Source organism: Pseudomonas sp. S3E17 (assembly GCF_024168685.1).
GTDB classification, from domain to species: Bacteria; Pseudomonadota; Gammaproteobacteria; order Pseudomonadales; family Pseudomonadaceae; genus Aquipseudomonas; species Aquipseudomonas marginalis.
The window spans coordinates 980418-997435 of sequence record NZ_JALJWE010000001.1; the positions used below are offsets into that span (position 1 = coordinate 980418).

The following is a 17018-nucleotide window of genomic DNA, read 5'->3' on the forward strand; positions in this document are numbered from 1 at the left end:
CTTGTGGAAGACACCAGCGAGATCAGCGACAGTGCGCTGATCGGCAAGCTGGACACCCGCCCTGACGCCGCCCGGCACCAGGGCGATTTCCGCCGCATCATCCTCGGTATCAACGGTTCTCTGGACGCGATCATCGTACCGATCACCGAGGCCATGGAGGTGCTGTCGGCGATGGCCGCCGGCGACCTGACCCGCAGCATTACCGGCGACTACCAGGGCAAGTTCCTGGAGCTGAAGCACTCGGTCAATGGCACCGTGGAAAAACTCTCGGAAATCATCGGCGAAGTGCGCGGCTCGGCGGACTCGCTGTCGAGTGCTTCGGAAGAGATCTCCGCCACCGCCCAAAGCATGGCCCAGTCGGCTTCCGAGCAGGCGGCATCGGTCGAACAGACCTCGGCGTCGATGGAGCAAATGTCGGCGTCCATTTCCCAGAACACCGAAAATGCCAAGGTCACCGACGGCATGGCGGGCAAAGCCAACAAGGAAGCCTCGGAAGGCGGTCGAGCCGTGAAGGACACCGTGGCGGCGATGAAAACCATTGCCGAAAAAATCGGCATCGTCGATTCCATTGCCTACCAGACCAACTTGCTGGCGCTCAACGCGGCGATCGAAGCGGCACGGGCCGGCGAGCACGGCAAAGGCTTTGCGGTGGTCGCGGCCGAAGTACGCAAACTGGCGGAGCGCAGCCAGATTGCCGCACAGGAAATCAGCGAAGTGGCCAAGAACAGCGTGGCCCTGGCCGAACGGGCGGGCAACCTGCTGGACGAGATTGTGCCGTCGATTGCCAAGACCTCCGACCTGGTGCAGGAAATTGCGGCTGCCTCGGAAGAACAATCCATCGGTTCCGAACAAATCAACAGCGCGATGTCGCAGATGAGCCAACTGACCCAGCAAAACGCGTCGGCCTCCGAGGAGCTGGCGGCGACGGCCGAGGAAATGAGTGGCCAGGCCGAGCAGCTGCAGGAACTCATGGGGTTTTTCACCGTGCAAAGCAAACGTGTCGGGCGCAATGTCTCGATGCCCCAGATCAGCCGAGCCATGTCCACCCAGGACCTGGACAGTCGCTCCTCGGACGGTGGTTTCGTCCGCTTCGGGAGTTGACCCATGGGCACCTCAGCGGGCATGCAGGGCGCTGTCGAAGCTGCGTCGCCAGTGGATGAACCCTTGCAGTACCTGACTTTCCTGGCGGCCGAGGAGATGTACGCGGTCAATACCCTGAGTGTTCGTGAAATCATCGAATACAACCAGGTGACCAGCGTACCGATGATGCCGGAATTCCTGCGGGGGGTTATCAACCTGCGCGGCTCGGTGGTGCCGGTCGTGGACCTCAAGGCGCGTTTCGGCAAGGGCACGACGGTACTGGGCAGTCGCACCTGCATCGTCATCCTTGAGGCGGCGAAGGAGGGCGAATCCCAGGTCCTGGGGGTGGTGGTGGACTCGGTCAGCGAAGTGATCGAGATACTCGAGATCGATATCAAGCCCGCTCCGGCGTTCGGCAATCACATTCGCACCGACTTCATCGGGGGGATGACCAAGGTGCGAGGCGAGTTCGTCACGCTCCTGCAGATCGAGCATGTGCTGTGTGTCGATGAGATAGCCGGCCTGATCGCTGTCTAGGTATCTCCCCGGCGGATAGAGCTGTTGTGGTGAGCGGGCTTGCCCCGCGCCGGGGTGCGAAGCGCCCCTGATGAAGACGAAAACGTATGTGACCCGAGGTGAATCATGGCCCTACCCATCGACAGTCCAGGCAATGCCAGCGTCTCGAGCCCGAGCCAGTACCTCACCTTTGTGCTGGGGGAGGAGATGTTCGCCGTGGGCACGCTCAACGTCCGGGAAATCATCGAATACGGGCCGATCACCAGCGTGCCGTTGCTGCCTCCCAGCATACGCGGGGTGATTAACCTGCGCGGCGCGGCGGTGCCCGTGCTCGACCTGGGGGTGCGCTTTCGCGGCGAACGCACGGTGCAGACTCCAAGGACCTGCGTTGTGATCCTTGAGGTACAGGCCAATGCCCAGCGCAAGCCGGTGGGCATCATTGTCGATGCGGTCAGCGAGGTCCTGGAAATCGCCGACCAGGACATCGAACCCTCGTTGAATTTTGGCACCGATGTCAGGGCCGATTTTTTACTGGGCATCGGCAAACTGGAGAGCGGTTTTGTGCTGTTGCTGGACATCGGCCGCGTGTTGTCCCTGGAACAGGTCGATGCGCTGGTCAACCTTGAGTCTTCGCTACCTTCGATCGCCTGAACAGGCTGGGGGAATGTCCTGATGAACGTGATCCTCTCTGACGCCGAGTTCGTGCAGTTTCGTGACCTCATTTATCAAATCGCCGGCATCAGCCTGTCCGATGCCAAGAAACAGTTGGTGAGCGCTCGCCTGGCCAAGCGGTTGCAGGTGTTCAAGCTCAATACCTACGGTGCGTACTACAAGGTGTTGATGAAGGACAGCGTGGAGTTGCAGGTCGCGGTGGACATGCTGACCACCAACGAAACCTACTTTTTCCGTGAGCCCAAGCATTTTGATTTCCTGCGCGATGTCGCGTTGCCCGAGCTGCGGGGCAGCGGGCCGTTGCGCATATGGAGTGGCGCCTGCTCGACCGGCGAAGAACCCTACACCTTGGCAATGGTGCTGGCGGACAACCTCGCCGGCCGGCCCTGGGAGATTGTCGCGTCGGACATCAGCAGCCGGGTATTGGAAAAAGCCCGCCTTGGGCGTTATCCCCTCGACGGCATACGCGGCATCCCCGAGGCGCTGTTGAACAAGTATTGCCTCAAGGGCGTGGGCGCCAACCACGGTTGTTTCATGGTCGACCCGGCGCTGGCGGCGAAGATCGATTTCCAGTCGATCAATCTGAATAACCCGTTGCCGAAACTGGGGATGTTCGATGTGATCTTCCTGCGCAACGTGATGATCTATTTTGACAACGACACCAAAGTGCAGGTGGTCAAGCGCCTGGTCAGTCACCTCAAGCCGGGCGGGTACTTTCTGGTCAGCCATTCGGAGAGCCTCAATGGCATCACCGATCAGCTGCGGCTGGTCAAGCCTTCCATCTACCGGAGGCCGCATGCCTGACAGTCGACCGCCCAACGAGGTGTTCCTGAATCCCGGCGAGTGGTTTTTCGGCTCGGGTGCGATTCGCCTGCGTACGGTGCTGGGATCCTGTGTTGCATTGGTGTTCTGGCATCCCCGGCGCTTGCTGGGGGGCATGTGTCACTACCTGCTGCCACAGCGCGCCGTGACCAAACAGGGCGTCCTGGATGGTCGCTACGGCAACGAAGCCTTTGAACTGTTGCTCGCTCGAATACAGTCGATCAAGGCCCTGCCGACGGAGTTCAGGATCAGCGTATTCGGCGGTGGCAACATGTTTCCCGGGCTTGTGCGCTCGGACAATGATTACGTCGGCCAACGCAATGTCGAACAGGCCATGCGTCTGCTCGATCTGCATCAGTTGCGGTGTCAACACTTCCATGTGGAAGGCGTGGGTTATCGGACGATTGTGTTCGATCTGGCCAACGGCGAAATCGAACTCAACTACCTGGCCTTGAAGTGAACCCCCAGCAGCCCTCATGGAGAACGTGCGACATGAGCCTTATCAAAGTGCTGATCATTGATGATTCCGCCGTGGTGCGTCAGGTACTCACGGCGACCCTGGGGCAAGACCCCGCTATTGAGGTTATCGGCGCGGCGGCAGACCCGGTGTTCGCCATGGACAAAATGAACAAGCAATGGCCGGATGTGATTGTGTTGGACGTGGAGATGCCACGGATGGATGGCATCACGTTCCTCAAGAAGTTGATGGCCGAACACCCCACGCCCGTGGTCATCTGCTCCACCCTGACCGAAAAGGGCGCGGCCACCACCATGCAGGCACTGGCGGCCGGCGCGGTCAGCATTGTGACCAAGCCACAACTCAACCTGCGCCAGTTTCTCACCGACAGTGCCGATGAATTGGCGGGGGCCGTCAAGGCCGCTGCGCGGGCCAACATGAAGCGCATGGTGCCTTCCAGCGAACGCGCTCCCGCCAGGCTGACGGCCGACGTCATATTGCCGGCGGGCACCCAGGCAATGGCGCGCACCACCGAGAACATTGTCGCCATTGGGACGTCCACGGGCGGCACCCAAGCCCTGGAGTTGGTGTTGACCGCCTTGCCCAGGGTCTGCCCGGGCATCGTCATCGTGCAGCACATGCCCGAACACTTCACCGCCGCGTTTGCCGAGCGCCTCAATCGACTGTGCGAGATCGAGGTCAGGGAGGCGAAGAACGGTGACCGGGTTATCCCCGGTTGTGCACTGATTGCCCCTGGTGGTCGGCACATGGTGCTCAAGCGCAGCGGCGCCCAATACCAGGTGGAAATTGTCGACGGACCTCCGGTCAGCCGGCATCGACCTTCCGTTGATGTACTGTTTCGTTCGGTGGCCCGCAGTGCCGGCGGTAACGCGCTGGGGATCATCATGACGGGGATGGGCGACGACGGCGCCCGGGGCCTGAAGGAAATGCACGACAACGGCGCCCGCACCCTGGGCCAGGACGAGGAGTCCTGCGTGGTGTATGGCATGCCCAAGGAGGCGTTCAAGCTGGGCGCGGTGGAGCGTGAGGTGCCCCTTGAGCAGATCTCGGCGGCGATTCTGCAATCCATGCACCAGCGGCGCTGACGGTTCGGGGTTCTGTGCTGATTGATGAGGCGTTCCAGCAACCCGCCTCGGGCCAGCCTGGCGTTTCAGTATGGGTCATGGTGGGCTCAGGGCAGGGAATCAATGGCCTGTAACACCGCACAGGCGATGGTCTTCGTAATCGTTCGCCGCTGGGCGTTATCGAGCATCGGGCTTAACCAGGTGGGTAGACTGTTCAGCATGGGCAAGATGGCCGTGAGCGCGCCCTCGCGCAACGGCCCGCCCGGTGGATGGCCTGCCTGGCCGATCAGATCCATTATTTCCGACTCATAGGCACGCCTCAGGCGCTGGACGCTTGCCTGCATCGAGTCGCCCAGGCAATTGGCGTCCATGACCGCCAGCTTGAAGTGTCCGGTCATGTGTTCATGCAATTGAAGGTGACAGTCGATCAGTTGGGCCAGGCGTTGATCGGGTGCCAATCGGCGATTCTTGATGCCGTGCACCTGGGACAACAGGGTTTGATACAGCTCCATCAGCAGTTCGTAAAGCAGCGCCTCCTTGCTTTCCACATGGTGATAGATCGCCCCCGGGCTTATGCCGACATGGGCGGCGAGTTCACGCATGCTGACCTGGTTGAAACTGCGCTCCTTGAATAACTCCGAGGCTTTGCGCTGGAAGTCTGATCGGTTCAGCACACGCTTTGCCTCGGATTGCGCGCACGCCTGGCGCTCCGGCACACCGGCCACGGGTTCATGTACCGGGCGCCTGCTGCCGGGCAATTTCCTGATTGCGCAGGATAAAGCGCTGCAACTTGCCACTGGGGGTCTTGGGGAGTTGCTCGACGAACTCCACTTCCCGCGGATAGGCATGGGCGGCCAGGCGCTGCCGTACATGCAGGCGCAGTACTTCGGCCAGCTCGGCGCTGGGCTGGTACTGGCTGTCGAGCACGACAAAGGCTTTGATCAGCTCGGTGCGTTGCGGGTCGGGTTTGCCGATCACCGCCGCTTCGATCACCGCCGGGTGTTCGATCAGCGCGCTCTCGACGTCGAACGGCCCGACGCGGTAGCCGGACGTGGTGATCACATCATCGTTGCGGCCGACGAAGCTGATACTGCCGTCGTCATTCAGCTCCACACTGTCGCCGCTCAGGTAATAGCGCCCCACAAAGGCCCGGGTGGGCATACCCAGGTAGCCATCGAACCAGCACAGGGGCGAGCGTTCGCGATCCACCGCCAGGACGCCCGGCTGACCCGCCGGCAATTCCCGATGCGCGTCGTCCAGTACGACGATGCGGTAGCCGGGCACCGCATAACCCGCCGAGCCCTCACGGACCGGGTGACGCAAACCATGGTGATTGCACAACACCATGCCGATTTCCGTCTGGCCGTAATGATCGTGAATGGTCACGCCGAGTTGCTCGGCAAACCAGCGGATCACGTGTGGGTTGAGCGGCTCGCCGGCACTGCTGACGGCACGCAGGCGGCCGCGCACGGCGTCGGCGAACGCTGCCCCCTCGGCGATCAGCAGGCGGTACGCCGTCGGGGAGCCGGCCAGATTGCTGATGGCGTACTTGGCAATGACTCGGCACGTACTCTCCACCGTAAAAGGGCCGTTGTAGAACAGCGTGGCATGACCACAGGCCAGCGGGCCGGTCACCGCGTAATACAGGCCATAGGCCCAGCCGGGATCGGCCAGGTTCCAGAACCGGTCGTCCTGCTGCAGGCCAATGGAGTCGCGCATATAACCCTTGAAGGCGAGAATGGCGCGCAACGGCACTTCCAGAGGCTTGGCCGGCCCCGTGGTACCCGATGTGCACATCAACAGGAATGGCGCGCTGGCGTCCAGCAGTACCGGTTCGCACTCGACGTCTTGGCCGTCGAGGATGCTCCAGAACGGGTAGTCGCCGGGGTTCTGCGGGCCCTCGCCGGTTATGATCACGCTTGGGCAGTTGCCGATCTCATCCAGCTTGGGACGGTTCTGCGCATCCGTCACGATCCAGCGCGCGTTGGAGCAGCCCAATCGTTGCTCGATCGCCTTGGGACCGAATGCGGTGAAGAGCGGTTGATAGACCGCGCCCACCCGCCAGGTCCCCAAGATGGCAATCAGCAGTTCAACCGTGCGCGGCATCAGGCCGGCGACGCGGTCGCCCGGTTTTACCCCTTGCTCGCGCAAAAAATGGCCGAAGCGGGCAGCGCTGGCCTGCAATTGGCTGAATGTGTATTGGGCGGCACTGCCATCCTGCGCTTCGCAATACAACGCCACGGCGTCGTCGTGGGCGTGCCGGTCGCAGCATTCGACGCAGGCGTTCAGGGCCGTCAGGTCGCCTTGCAAAGCCAGTTCGGCGGTCTGCTGGTAATTGAAGGATGAAGCCACAGCTTGATAATCACGCATAACGATACCTGGTTCTTATTGTTGGGTTTGTACTGCCACTGGTTGCGCTGCTCACGACTCGACCCGTGGCGCTAGCTGTCCATCATGTCGGCCGCTTGCTGGGTCGCCTGGCTGGTGCGGGTCGCCAGCTTGCGCACTTCATCGGCGACCACCGCGAACCCGCGTCCGGCGTCGCCAGCGCGGGCGGCTTCAATGGCGGCGTTCAAGGCCAACAGGTTGGTCTGGCTGGCGATGCCCTGGATGGTGGCGACAATGTGCGTCAGCTTGCGCAGGGTCTCCTGCATTACTCGGTGCTGGTGTTCCTGAGCCTCACGCATGCTGTTTTCTTCATGGTGGGCATGGATATCGGTGATGGCGCCCACCACCCTTTGCGGGGAACCGTCCTCTGCGCGGCGCGTCTGCCCACGGCCGCGAAACCAGCGGTAATTGCCACTGCTGTGCTTGAGCCGATAATCGACATCAAAGGGTGTTTTGCCGCTGCGGTCTTCGACGTGGGCGACAAACGCCGCGATTGCCCGCGCGCTGTCGTCTGGATGCAAGCGTGAGGTCCAGCTTTCCAATGTATTGGGAAATTCCTCAACCGTGGTGTACCCCAGCAGTCGCCGCATTTGCGAAGACCACCAGATGGTGTTGTTCGGGTTCGCCGGATCACCCGCCACCACCTCAATGTCCCAGAGCCCGTCATGGAGCATTTCACGGGAAATCTCGAAGCGTGTGGCCGCCAGTTCGAGTGACTCTTCGTGCAGGCGCTGTTCATGAATGTCACGCAGGCTTCCGCCGATGGCGACCGGTACCCCTTGCGCATCCCGGCGCGCGACGCCGCTGATCCTGCACCAGCGATAGTCACCGTCTGATGCAAGGGCCATGCGTACGTCCAGCGTAAAGGGCGTTCGCCCGCTGCGATCAGCCAGGTGCCGGGCCAGCGCGTCGAGCAGGCGTTGCCGGTCCGTCGCGTGCAGGTGCTCGTTCCAGCGGCCAAGTTGATCAATACCTTGGGTCGGGGTCGACGCGGACCCTGTCCACCTCATGGCCCACTCCGGTGCGGGTGCAGCAATACCTGCCGGTTGCAGTTCCCAAAACAGTTCACCTGCGCCTTGGGCGATAAGTGCCCAGCGCGCTTCCTGCTCCTGCAAAAGCGCGTCGCGGCGGGCCAGGTGTTCGGTCAATTGGGTGGCTTCCAATGCCAGCGCGTGTGTCTGTGCTTTCAGGGCTCGCCGCTCTTGCAGCAATGTCTCGACGCCCGCCAGGATGCGTCGCAATAACGGGTTGCTCGACGACAGCGGTGTACTCGCCTGGTCAGGCTCATCCAGTCTGTCGGCAAGCGGAGCCAATACCCAGCGGCTGGTTCGGCTGAAAAAGAGCATGGGGGCACCTCTATCTCGGATCAAATGGGGGCAATCGCCATGGGCTGTGTGGGGGTGCGGGCAAGGGCCTGTCGGTCAAAGGCGGTCGCCCCTGGCAGTGCCTGCCAGGCCAGTGGGCCGGCGGCGATTTCCTGGGCGCTCAGCAGGCAGTGGTCGAGTTCGCGCTGTAACGCGTCGGTGTCGAGGCCCTGGCCGATAAACACCAACTCCTGCCGGCAGTCGCCGACCACGCTGTCCCATTTGGCCCTGATGCCCTGCAGTCGGTATTCGTCCCGGGGCCATTGCGACGGCTCGATGAAGTTCCACCAGCGCCCGACATAGTCCCACTGGAACCGCTTGCCGCTCTGCACCAGCAGGCCGGTTTCCAGGTGGCGGCTGGCGAGCCAGAAGTAACCTTTGCTGCGCAGCAACCGCCCGTTGCTCCAGGGCTGCTGGAGAAAGTCGAGCAACCGTTGCGGGTGGAAAGGCGCGCGCTCACGGTACACCCAGGACGTCACGCCATAGGTGTCCGACTCGGCGGCCGGCGCGTCTGCCGCCTCCATTTTCCGCATCCAGCCCGGCGACGCCGCGAGGCTGGGTAAATCAAACAGATGGGTGCCGAGCAGGCTGGCTGACGGGATGTTACCGTGGGCCATCGGCATGATCCGCGCCGTCGGGTTAAGCCCCGTGAGGATCGCCTGCACGGCCTGATACTGCGCTGCATCGATCAGATCCAGCTTGTTGACGAGAATGACGTTGGCGTACTCCACCTGTTCGATCAGCAGATCGGCCAGGTGGCGCTTGGGCGTGTCCGGCGTAGCGTCATCCTGGGCCACGGTGTCCGGCGATTCGAGCAGTTCCTGGAAACGACTGCCATCGACCACCGTCACCAAGGTGTCCAGGCGCGCCAGTTCGCTGAGGCTGAAGCCATCAGCGTCAAGGAAGGCGAACGTCTCCGCGACCGGCATCGGCTCGGAGATCCCCGTGGACTCAATCAGCAGGTAATCGAAACGCTGCTGGCGTGCGAGCATGCTGATCTGCTCGAGCAAATCGGCGCGCAGGGTGCAGCAGATGCACCCGTTGCTCATCTCGATCAACTCATCGCGACCACGGTGCAGCGCGACATCGCGCTGCACTTCTTCGGCATCGATATTGACTTCGCTCATGTCATTGACGATGACGGCCACGCGCAGGCCTTCGCGATTGCGCAGGATGTGGTTGAGCAGGGTGGTTTTGCCGGCGCCGAGGAAGCCCGAAAGGACCGTCACCGGCAGTCGGCTTGCCTGGGCGCCGTCTGTCATGGGTTCACCGCGCGCGGGCCGGCGGCCTTGTCCAGGTAGCTTTCGAACAGGTCGACCACCACAAAACCCTCATCGGCGGCATCTCCCCACAGGTCCTTCACGGCGAACTCGACGTGGTAGGTGGGTTGATGGGCTGCGCTTACATCGCCATGCCCGATTGCGTCCGGGAACGGCCATTTCTCTGACGTGCGGTGCAGGACCACGCCTTCCTTGCCGCGCACGTAGGCGGGCATGCGGATGTGCCCAGCCACATATTCGTCTCGCACCACCACCCGATCCCCCACCTCGAAGGGCGGCCGCCCCGTGATCGCGGGGCGGCCCTCGGCATGGGCGGGATTCGCCAGCTTGAAGTGGGAGCCCAAGGCCTGATCAAGCTCCGCCTGGGTGATCACGCCGGTTTCGACCAGCAAGGTGGCGGTCGCGATGACGTAGCGTTCGTAGTACTGGGTGCCGACATGCTGGCGCACATCCAGGCGTTCGACGGCGTGACGCACTTCGTCCACGCTGAACTTTTTCAAGTGGTCGGCACCGATGAACATCAAGCTGTAGGCCAGATGCTCCCAGTCCTGCTTGAACACCTGTTTGTAGCTCAGGCTGTTGATGGTGTGAGGGACTTTTCCAAAGCCTTGGAAACCGCCGAGATCGTGAAAGCCATCCATAATCAAAACTCCGGGAGTGAACGATGATGAGGTGTTGTTTTCAGCCCACGCGGGGCAGGGCGACGCCGATCAGCACGTCTTTGGTCACCAGCGCTTGAAGCTGCTCTTCGCTCATGTGTTCTGAGCCTTCCGGCCTGACCGGCAGCACCAGGTAGCGGCTTTCGGCGCTGGTGTCCCAGACCTTGACCACCATGTCCCGGGGCAACTCCGTCCCCAGCTCGCGCAGTACCGTGCGCCCCTCCCGGACCAGGCGTGCGCGGAACTCGAAACCCTTGTACCACTCCGGTGGCAGGCCGAGGACCGGCCAGTTGGTGCAGGAGCACAGGCTGCAGACAATCACGTTCTTCAGCGTCGGCGTATCCTCCAGGGCAACGATGTATTCGCCCTGGGGGCCGGTGTAGCCGAACTGGGCGCAGGCCGCGGTGCCGTCCTTGAGCAACAGTGCCCGGAACTGCGGATCGACCCATGCCTTGGCCACCACACGGGCGCCGTTCTCGGGGCTCCAGCCGTGCTCCATCAATTGCGTGAGCTGCTCGACATAGCCCTCCGGGATGAGTTCCTTGCTCTTGAGGACTTGAAACAATGCCCAGGCTCTTTCGCCGGGCGTTGAAGTCGCTGTATTCATGGGGTCACTCCTATCAGTCAACACGGTGGTAAAGTCATTGGATTTCTTATTGTTCTACGGGCGCCGGCGGCGCCCGTAGACGGCTCAGAGCGTGCGCCAGTCCACGGAGGCTTCAAACGCCGCCGCAGCCTGGTAAAGGGTGCCTTCGGCATAGTGTCTGGCGACCAGCATCAGCCCGACGGGCAGGCCGTCTACCCGCCCGCATGGAATCGACAGGGCGGGATGCCCGGTGATGTCCTGTGGCGCGGTGTTGCCGATCATCTCCAGCGCGCGCGCCACGTACTCAGTGATCGAGCAATCCGCCGGTGGATGGGGTTGGGCAATGATCGGCGTGGTCGGCATCACCAGCAGGTCGTAGGTCTGCAGCGCCTTGTCATAGCCCTGCCGGGCGAAGCGCGCGAGGTTTTGCGCCTTGGCGTAATAACGTCCGTTGTAGTGGTTCAGCCCGTATTGGCCGACGAACATGCACAGCTTGAGCGACGCGGACAATTGGTCGGCCTGCTCGCGCCAGCCGACCTGTTTGTCCAGCAGGCCGACATCGTAGAGGCCTTTCCAGTTAAAGCCCGCGCCGTTGCCATGCATCATCTGCATGGTCAAGCCTTCGCAGCCGATGGGGTGCCACAACGAGCCCGCCAGGTTGTGCTCGGGAACGGACACCGCCTCGACCTGTGCGCCTAACGCCTCGAGACGGGCGATGGCGTCACGCACTTTCTCGGCGACGCGAGGGTCCTGGTTGGCCAGTGCGAAGCCCTCTTGCAACACACCGATTTTGAGCCCGCGCACGCCCCTCGTCAGGTAGCTGTGATAATCGTCGACTTGCGGCGCAGCCTGGCGCGGGTCAAGCCCATCCGCGCCGGCCATGGCTTGCAGCATCAGTGCGTTGTCGCGCACGTTGGCGGTAATGGGCCCGACATGGTCGATTGTGGCTTCAATCGCCATGACCCCGGAGTAGGGCACCAGGCCGTGGGTCGGCTTCATGCCGTAGGTGCCGCAGAAGGACGACGGGATTCGGATGGACCCGCCTTGATCACCGCCAACGGCCATGTCCACCTCTCCGGCCGCGACCAACGCCGCACTGCCCGAGGAAGATCCACCGGCGGCGTAACCGTGACGATGGGGGTTGTGCACGGGGGCAGGGTCAGAGGTGTGACTGCCGCCGGACAAACAGTAATGCTCACAGGTGGCCTTGCCCAGGATCGTTGCCCCGGCATCCAGCAGACGCGTGACCACGGTGGCGTCGAATGACGGCACGAAACCGGCCAGGGGCGCGGCGCCGTTCATGAGCGGCACGCCTGCCAGGGCGATGTTGTCTTTCAGCGCGACGGTTTTGCCGGCCAGCAGGCCCTCACGCGCCCCGTTCACTTCAGCCCGGTAGTACCAGGCGTTCAACGGGTTTTCCTTGTCCGAGGGCCGATAGCCCGAACTGCGCTCGTAGCGTACGGGCGGAACGAAATCAGGCATCTCGTCGACCAGGTCGTAGGCATCGAAACTCGGTTGCATCAGGTCCAGGTACTGCGCAGCCTGCTCCGGCGTCAGCTGCATGTGCAACTGGGTGGCGAGGTCCTGCAGTTGATCAAGCGTGGGTCGAATAATGGCCATGATTTTCCTTGATTTCATCGATGATCGGCGGGAAGACTTGAGGCTGTTCAAACACTTCCAGCACTTTCGGGGTCGGATCATTCCGGGTAGTAATGGAGAACAAATTAGGCCTCTTTTGCCACTGCGGCTTGGTTGAACAGGACACTCGCTTGGCTGAACAGGACAGCTCAGCCCGGTGCCACTTCATGGTCAGATGCCTGTCAAAAAGTGGCCCCGACCCCATGCGCTAGAGATGAGGGCCAAAAAATAATCGGGACGGATGGGGCGGTGCCGGGTGTCAGCTTTGCGTGACACCTGCATCACGCAACATGCCGGTCTGCGGGTGGCAGTTGATGTACTCGAACAGCTGGCTCTTGGCGTCCGAGACCGACACTTCGTGGTACAGCCGCAACTTCACCAGGCCGGCCGCCACGCGGAAGAAGGTGACGAAGATGCGCAGGTGGGTGGGATGGGATTCCGCCCAGCGTTCCAGTTTCTCGACCGAGCGCCAGTGGCCGATGTTGTAGCTCATGTCGAGGAAGTTGCCGTCGAGGTCGATATTGCGCACGAATCGATTGCTGTAGCAGCCCAGGGGGGCACCGTTATCGCGCAGGAAATCCATGCCGTCCTGCAATGTCGGCAAGATTTCGTCGAGGTACAGCGAGCGCTCGTCAGCCTCGGCGTCAGCCCAATCCTGGCCGGAGCGAATCAGCGCGATGTTGTCATGGCCCATGACGATGACGCGGCCACCTTTGGCCGGGTCTCCCAGCACCACCTTCAATTCGCCCGTGGGGCTCATCCAGTCGGTCTGGGACGCCGGGAAACGATCGCGCATCGAGCCCCAGTAACCGTGCTCTTCGATCTCGCCGCTGGTGGTGTCCATGATCGCGCCCACCCCCGGCAACTGCGTCTGGAACGCATAGAGGGTTTCGAACTGCTCGGCACGCGGCGCGGTGATTTCGCGAAAATAACCCAGGCCGTCGTTCAGGCGATCCGGCGATGCCCACCAATCATTGACGGGCGGTGATCGCAGCCAGCGGCAATAGGCTGCGGCTTCCTTCCAGTAGCCGACGATCATCAGGTTGTCGTAGCCACTGTTGTCCGTGTGATGGGTCAAGTCGTGGGTCTGCGGGCCGTCGGGCAGGCTGAAGCTGCCGACGATGTCGCGCATGGCCTTAATGGCACGCTCACGCTGCGCCTCACCGCGAAACTGCACGCCCAGGTAAGCCATCGCTACCTGCTTCAATTGTTCGCCAGCGCGGCCGACCCACATAGGGAAGGGCGGCTGGTAGTCCTCGGGCACCCGGCGGGATAACGTCCGTGGGCATCTAAGGTGTTTGTCGATCGCAGATTCCATGGGCGGCTCCTTGTTTTTTTCAGGTTCAGGCGTAGCGGGCTGTACAGGCCGTGAGGTCATAGTCAGGCAGGTACGAACCGCCTCGCTTTGTTCGCCAGGACAACCGTTTGGTTGGAAAAGACAGATGCCCGATGCCAGGGCTCAGGCGCGATAAAGGGGGCTGGGCGTGGTCTGAATTTTGCTTTCCAAGATCGACCGGCAGCGTGTCGCTGCTTCAAGTCGTTGCATTAAGGTGAGTGCCATGGCTCAGAACAATCACTATTCCACCCTTGCCGTTTCGCAACCGCGTCGCTTCGATTATTGGAAAGAAGTGGTGTGTCGCCATTGTCTTATGGCCGACAGCAAACCCTCGACCCAGAGCGATTTCAACGGAACGCTCCAGGTCTCCGGCGTAGGGGCGTTGGATGTCTCCAGGCTGTCGTCCCCGCTGCACCATTGGGTCCGTTCCGAGCGGCATTTACGCAGTGGTCCCGCCGACGACCTGTGGCTGGGCTTTACCCTCAATGGGTATGGCGAACTTGAGCAAGAGGGGCGCAAGGCCACACTGGGTGCGGGTAATTTGTTCCTTTATGACGCAACCCGACCGTTCCGATTCAGCTTGGGGGGGAGCGAAAACCACTTGATGCGCATCCCTCGGCAGTTGCTGACCGAGCGGTTGCCGCGTGTGGCGGAATGCACCGCAATGGTGCTGGATGACCGCCGCCCTGGCGTGGTGCCGCTACGCGAGATGCTGCGCCAGATGGCGAACACTCCCGTGCTTCTGGAGGATGGAGGCATTTGCAATCGTTACTCCAACACGATAATCGACCTGCTCGCGATCAGCCTGGAACTCCAGGACCTGAAGACGACTCATCAGGAGTTGGATCTTTACGCGCGGATAATGACCTACATCCAGCACCACTTGAGCGACCGAGAACTGTCGATCGAACTGATCGCCCAAGCCCACCACGTGTCCACCCGCACGGTGACCCGCGCATTCGCCCGTCATCAGAAAAGCCCGGTCGCGGAGATCTGGAAAGAACGGCTGAATGCCAGTCGCGCGGCTATCGAGTGCGGCCAGGTGCGCAGCGTTTCCCAAGCCGCACTGGACTTCGGTTTTTCCGATTTCTCCCACTTCAGTCATGCTTTTCGCAAGGCGTTTGGGGTTGCGCCGCACACGCTCTTGACGCGCAACTGATGGGCCCCCAAAAAAAAAGGCGGGGGTTATTGGCGTCCTGCTCGATAAAGTGGACGAGATGAAAGGGTTAAGTTGCTAGCGATCCCCTGCCCACCTCACGGACTTGCCCCTCGTAGCAGCTGCCGAGCGCAAGCGAGGCTGCGTTGGGCGCACTGCCGATTCAAGCCCGACGCGGCCGACGCCGCCTCGCCGGGGCTCGGCAGCTACGGGTTTGACAGGCGTCAAGGTGCTCCCACCTCAGGAATGCTCGATCACCATCACTGCCGTGGTGTTCGCCTCAAGTGCCTCGAACACATGCGGCACATTCGCCAGGTAGCTGATGTAGTCGCCGGCGTTGAGCAACACCGGGCCACTCGCCGGGCCGATACGTGCACTGCCACTGCACAGCACCACATGCTCTACGGTGCCCTGCGGGTGAGGCTGAGACAGACGAACTTCGCCGGGCTGCACCTTGAGTCGGTAGATGTCGCGCTGTACGCCGGCCGGGCAATCGGCAAGCAGGGTCGCTGCGTAATGGGCCGTCTCGGCATAGGCGGTCATGCCCTCGTTGGCGCGAATCACCCGCAGGGCCTGCCGGGGTTGCTCGAAGAACCGGGTGACTTGCAAGCCCATGGCCATCGCCAGCGACCACAAGGTTTCGATGCTGGGGTTACCGATGCCCGACTCCAATTGAGACAAGGTCGACTTCGCTACCCCGGCGCGCTTCGCCAGCTCGGTCAAGGAAAGCCCGGCGGCCAGGCGCTCGCGCTTGATTGACAGCGCCAGCAGATCGATTCGAGTCAGATTATTTTTCGGCAGGTCGTTCGTTATATCGTTCATTTGTTTTATAAACCATCCCTAAATGGGTTGACGCTCTTGGGTACCATGTTCAGTATATCGGCCATACGTTCATTATAAAGTTGTATTTGCCAGCCTATTTCCCCGCGAACGGTGGCTTGGGCCATGGCGATGTCGATAGCAAGGAAGCCGTGAGTGATGAAGTCGCAAACCCGTGGGACGCTCGAAATGATCTCGGCCATGGTCATCTCCGGCACAGTCGGCTGGTTCGTCGTCATGTCGGGGCAGAGCCCGGAGGCGGTGGTGTTCTGGCGTTGCCTGTTCGGCGCCCTGGCGATGCTGGTCGCGTGCCTGGCGCTTGGAGTGCTGCGTCGCTCCCGGATCACTGCCCGGCAATTCCTTCTGGTGTGCCTGGGCGGGGTGGCGCTGGTCCTCAACTGGGTGCTGCTGTTCGGTGCCTACACCCATTCCTCTATTGCCATTGCCACGGTGGTCTACCACGTTCAGCCGTTCATGCTGGTCGGCCTGGGTGTACTGTTTTTTGCCGAACGCCTCAGCATCGCCAAGGTCGGCTGGCTGCTGTTGGCCTTCGCCGGGCTGATGCTGATCGTGTCCGCCAAGGGCCGTGGGCAGGCCACCGGTGCCGACTACGTGCTGGGCGTCTGCCTGGCCTTGGCTTCAGCCTTCTTCTATGCCGTGGCGGCGGCGATCACCAAGCGTCTCAAGGATTTGCCCGCGCACCTGATCGTGCTGATCCAGATGGTGGTCGGCGTGCTGGTGCTGGCACCGTTCGTGGACTTCACTGGGGGCGAAACGCTCAAGGGCGCCTGGACTTACCTGATCATTATCGGGGTGGTCCATACCGGGCTGATGTCGACCCTGTTGTACAGCGCCATCCAGAAAATCCCCACGGCACTGGTCGGGGCGCTGTCGTTCATCTATCCGATTGTTGCCATCCTGGTCGACTGGGTAGCCTTCGCCCATCCCCTCAGCACCCTGCAGGTGATGGGCGCAGGCGCGATCCTGCTGGCGGCGGCGGGCATGAATTTTGGCTGGTCGCTGGGCCGCGCGGGGCGTCAGGACGTGACCTAAGGTCGGGCGCCCAACCGCCATCGAGTCAAAAGACGTCACGCCAACCACTGGCGACGACGCGTCTGGAAAGAACATCGATGAATGCGCGTGGTTCTGGTGTCACGGCC

General features: G+C 61.9%; 16 protein-coding genes and 1 pseudogene. 8 read left to right on the plus strand and 9 right to left on the minus strand.

Annotation, left to right across the window (positions count from 1 at the left end):
• Nucleotides 1–3: 3 nt before the first annotated feature.
• The 6 genes and pseudogenes from J3D60_RS03970 to J3D60_RS03995 form a co-directional block, all read left to right on the plus strand.
• Nucleotides 4–981, plus strand: a pseudogene (locus tag J3D60_RS03970) (methyl-accepting chemotaxis protein); the annotation flags it as partial.
• Nucleotides 982–1122: 141 nt separating this feature from the next.
• Nucleotides 1123–1617, plus strand: coding sequence for a chemotaxis protein CheW (locus J3D60_RS03975; protein WP_027605689.1), 495 nt, complete (start codon nucleotides 1123–1125; stop codon nucleotides 1615–1617).
• Between the two features lie 105 nt (nucleotides 1618–1722).
• Entirely contained in the window at nucleotides 1723–2247 is a 525-nt protein-coding gene (locus tag J3D60_RS03980) for a chemotaxis protein CheW (RefSeq protein WP_253489893.1), read from the plus strand.
• 21 nt (nucleotides 2248–2268) lie between these two features.
• Nucleotides 2269–3072, plus strand: a complete 804-nt coding sequence (locus J3D60_RS03985) for a protein-glutamate O-methyltransferase CheR (RefSeq protein ID WP_027605691.1) — start codon at nucleotides 2269–2271, stop codon at nucleotides 3070–3072.
• Nucleotides 3065–3550: a chemotaxis protein CheD gene (locus J3D60_RS03990; RefSeq protein WP_065941360.1), complete on the plus strand. Its 486-nt coding sequence runs from the start codon at nucleotides 3065–3067 to the stop codon at nucleotides 3548–3550. Before J3D60_RS03985 ends, J3D60_RS03990 begins: the two co-directional genes overlap by 8 nt.
• Before the next feature lie 32 nt (nucleotides 3551–3582).
• Nucleotides 3583–4653 carry a chemotaxis response regulator protein-glutamate methylesterase gene (locus J3D60_RS03995; RefSeq protein WP_253489896.1) on the plus strand — a complete coding sequence of 357 codons (1071 nt, stop codon included), beginning with the start codon at nucleotides 3583–3585 and terminating at the stop codon, nucleotides 4651–4653.
• Nucleotides 4654–4739: 86 nt separating this feature from the next.
• On the opposite strand, the gene J3D60_RS04000 is transcribed toward J3D60_RS03995, so the two are convergent.
• The 8 genes from J3D60_RS04000 to J3D60_RS04040 form a co-directional block, all read right to left on the minus strand.
• Nucleotides 4740–5303: a TetR/AcrR family transcriptional regulator gene (locus tag J3D60_RS04000; RefSeq protein WP_043293545.1), complete on the minus strand. Its 564-nt coding sequence runs from the start codon at nucleotides 5301–5303 to the stop codon at nucleotides 4740–4742.
• Between the two features lie 58 nt (nucleotides 5304–5361).
• On the minus strand, nucleotides 5362–7002 hold the full coding sequence (locus J3D60_RS04005; protein WP_253489903.1) for an AMP-binding protein: 1641 nt from the start codon (nucleotides 7000–7002) through the stop codon (nucleotides 5362–5364).
• 71 nt (nucleotides 7003–7073) lie between these two features.
• Nucleotides 7074–8366: a PAS domain-containing protein gene (locus tag J3D60_RS31245; RefSeq protein ID WP_301294450.1), complete on the minus strand. Its 1293-nt coding sequence runs from the start codon at nucleotides 8364–8366 to the stop codon at nucleotides 7074–7076.
• A 20-nt stretch (nucleotides 8367–8386) separates the two neighbouring features.
• Nucleotides 8387–9646 carry a GTP-binding protein gene (locus J3D60_RS04020; RefSeq protein WP_253489905.1) on the minus strand — a complete coding sequence of 420 codons (1260 nt, stop codon included), beginning with the start codon at nucleotides 9644–9646 and terminating at the stop codon, nucleotides 8387–8389.
• Complete coding sequence (gene nthB, locus J3D60_RS04025) at nucleotides 9643–10305, minus strand: nitrile hydratase subunit beta (RefSeq protein WP_027605698.1); 663 nt, start codon at nucleotides 10303–10305, stop codon at nucleotides 9643–9645. The genes J3D60_RS04020 and nthB overlap by 4 nt, the downstream gene beginning before the upstream one ends.
• Nucleotides 10306–10345: 40 nt before the next feature.
• A complete protein-coding gene (gene nthA / locus J3D60_RS04030; protein ID WP_074846646.1) occupies nucleotides 10346–10930 on the minus strand; it encodes a nitrile hydratase subunit alpha in 585 nt (194 codons plus the stop codon).
• Between the two features lie 84 nt (nucleotides 10931–11014).
• Nucleotides 11015–12529: an amidase gene (locus J3D60_RS04035; RefSeq protein WP_253489907.1), complete on the minus strand. Its 1515-nt coding sequence runs from the start codon at nucleotides 12527–12529 to the stop codon at nucleotides 11015–11017.
• 277 nt (nucleotides 12530–12806) lie between these two features.
• On the minus strand, nucleotides 12807–13865 hold the full coding sequence (locus J3D60_RS04040; RefSeq protein ID WP_253489909.1) for a phenylacetaldoxime dehydratase family protein: 1059 nt from the start codon (nucleotides 13863–13865) through the stop codon (nucleotides 12807–12809).
• A 241-nt stretch (nucleotides 13866–14106) separates the two neighbouring features.
• On the opposite strand from J3D60_RS04040, the gene J3D60_RS04045 reads away from it, so the two are divergent.
• Nucleotides 14107–15042, plus strand: a complete 936-nt coding sequence (locus tag J3D60_RS04045; protein ID WP_092483990.1) for a helix-turn-helix domain-containing protein — start codon at nucleotides 14107–14109, stop codon at nucleotides 15040–15042.
• 237 nt (nucleotides 15043–15279) lie between these two features.
• On the opposite strand, the gene J3D60_RS04050 is transcribed toward J3D60_RS04045, so the two are convergent.
• Nucleotides 15280–15861: a helix-turn-helix domain-containing protein gene (locus tag J3D60_RS04050; RefSeq protein ID WP_253489911.1), complete on the minus strand. Its 582-nt coding sequence runs from the start codon at nucleotides 15859–15861 to the stop codon at nucleotides 15280–15282.
• 156 nt (nucleotides 15862–16017) lie between these two features.
• On the opposite strand from J3D60_RS04050, the gene J3D60_RS04055 reads away from it, so the two are divergent.
• Nucleotides 16018–16911, plus strand: coding sequence for a DMT family transporter (locus tag J3D60_RS04055; RefSeq protein WP_065941370.1), 894 nt, complete (start codon nucleotides 16018–16020; stop codon nucleotides 16909–16911).
• Nucleotides 16912–17018 lie beyond the last annotated feature (107 nt).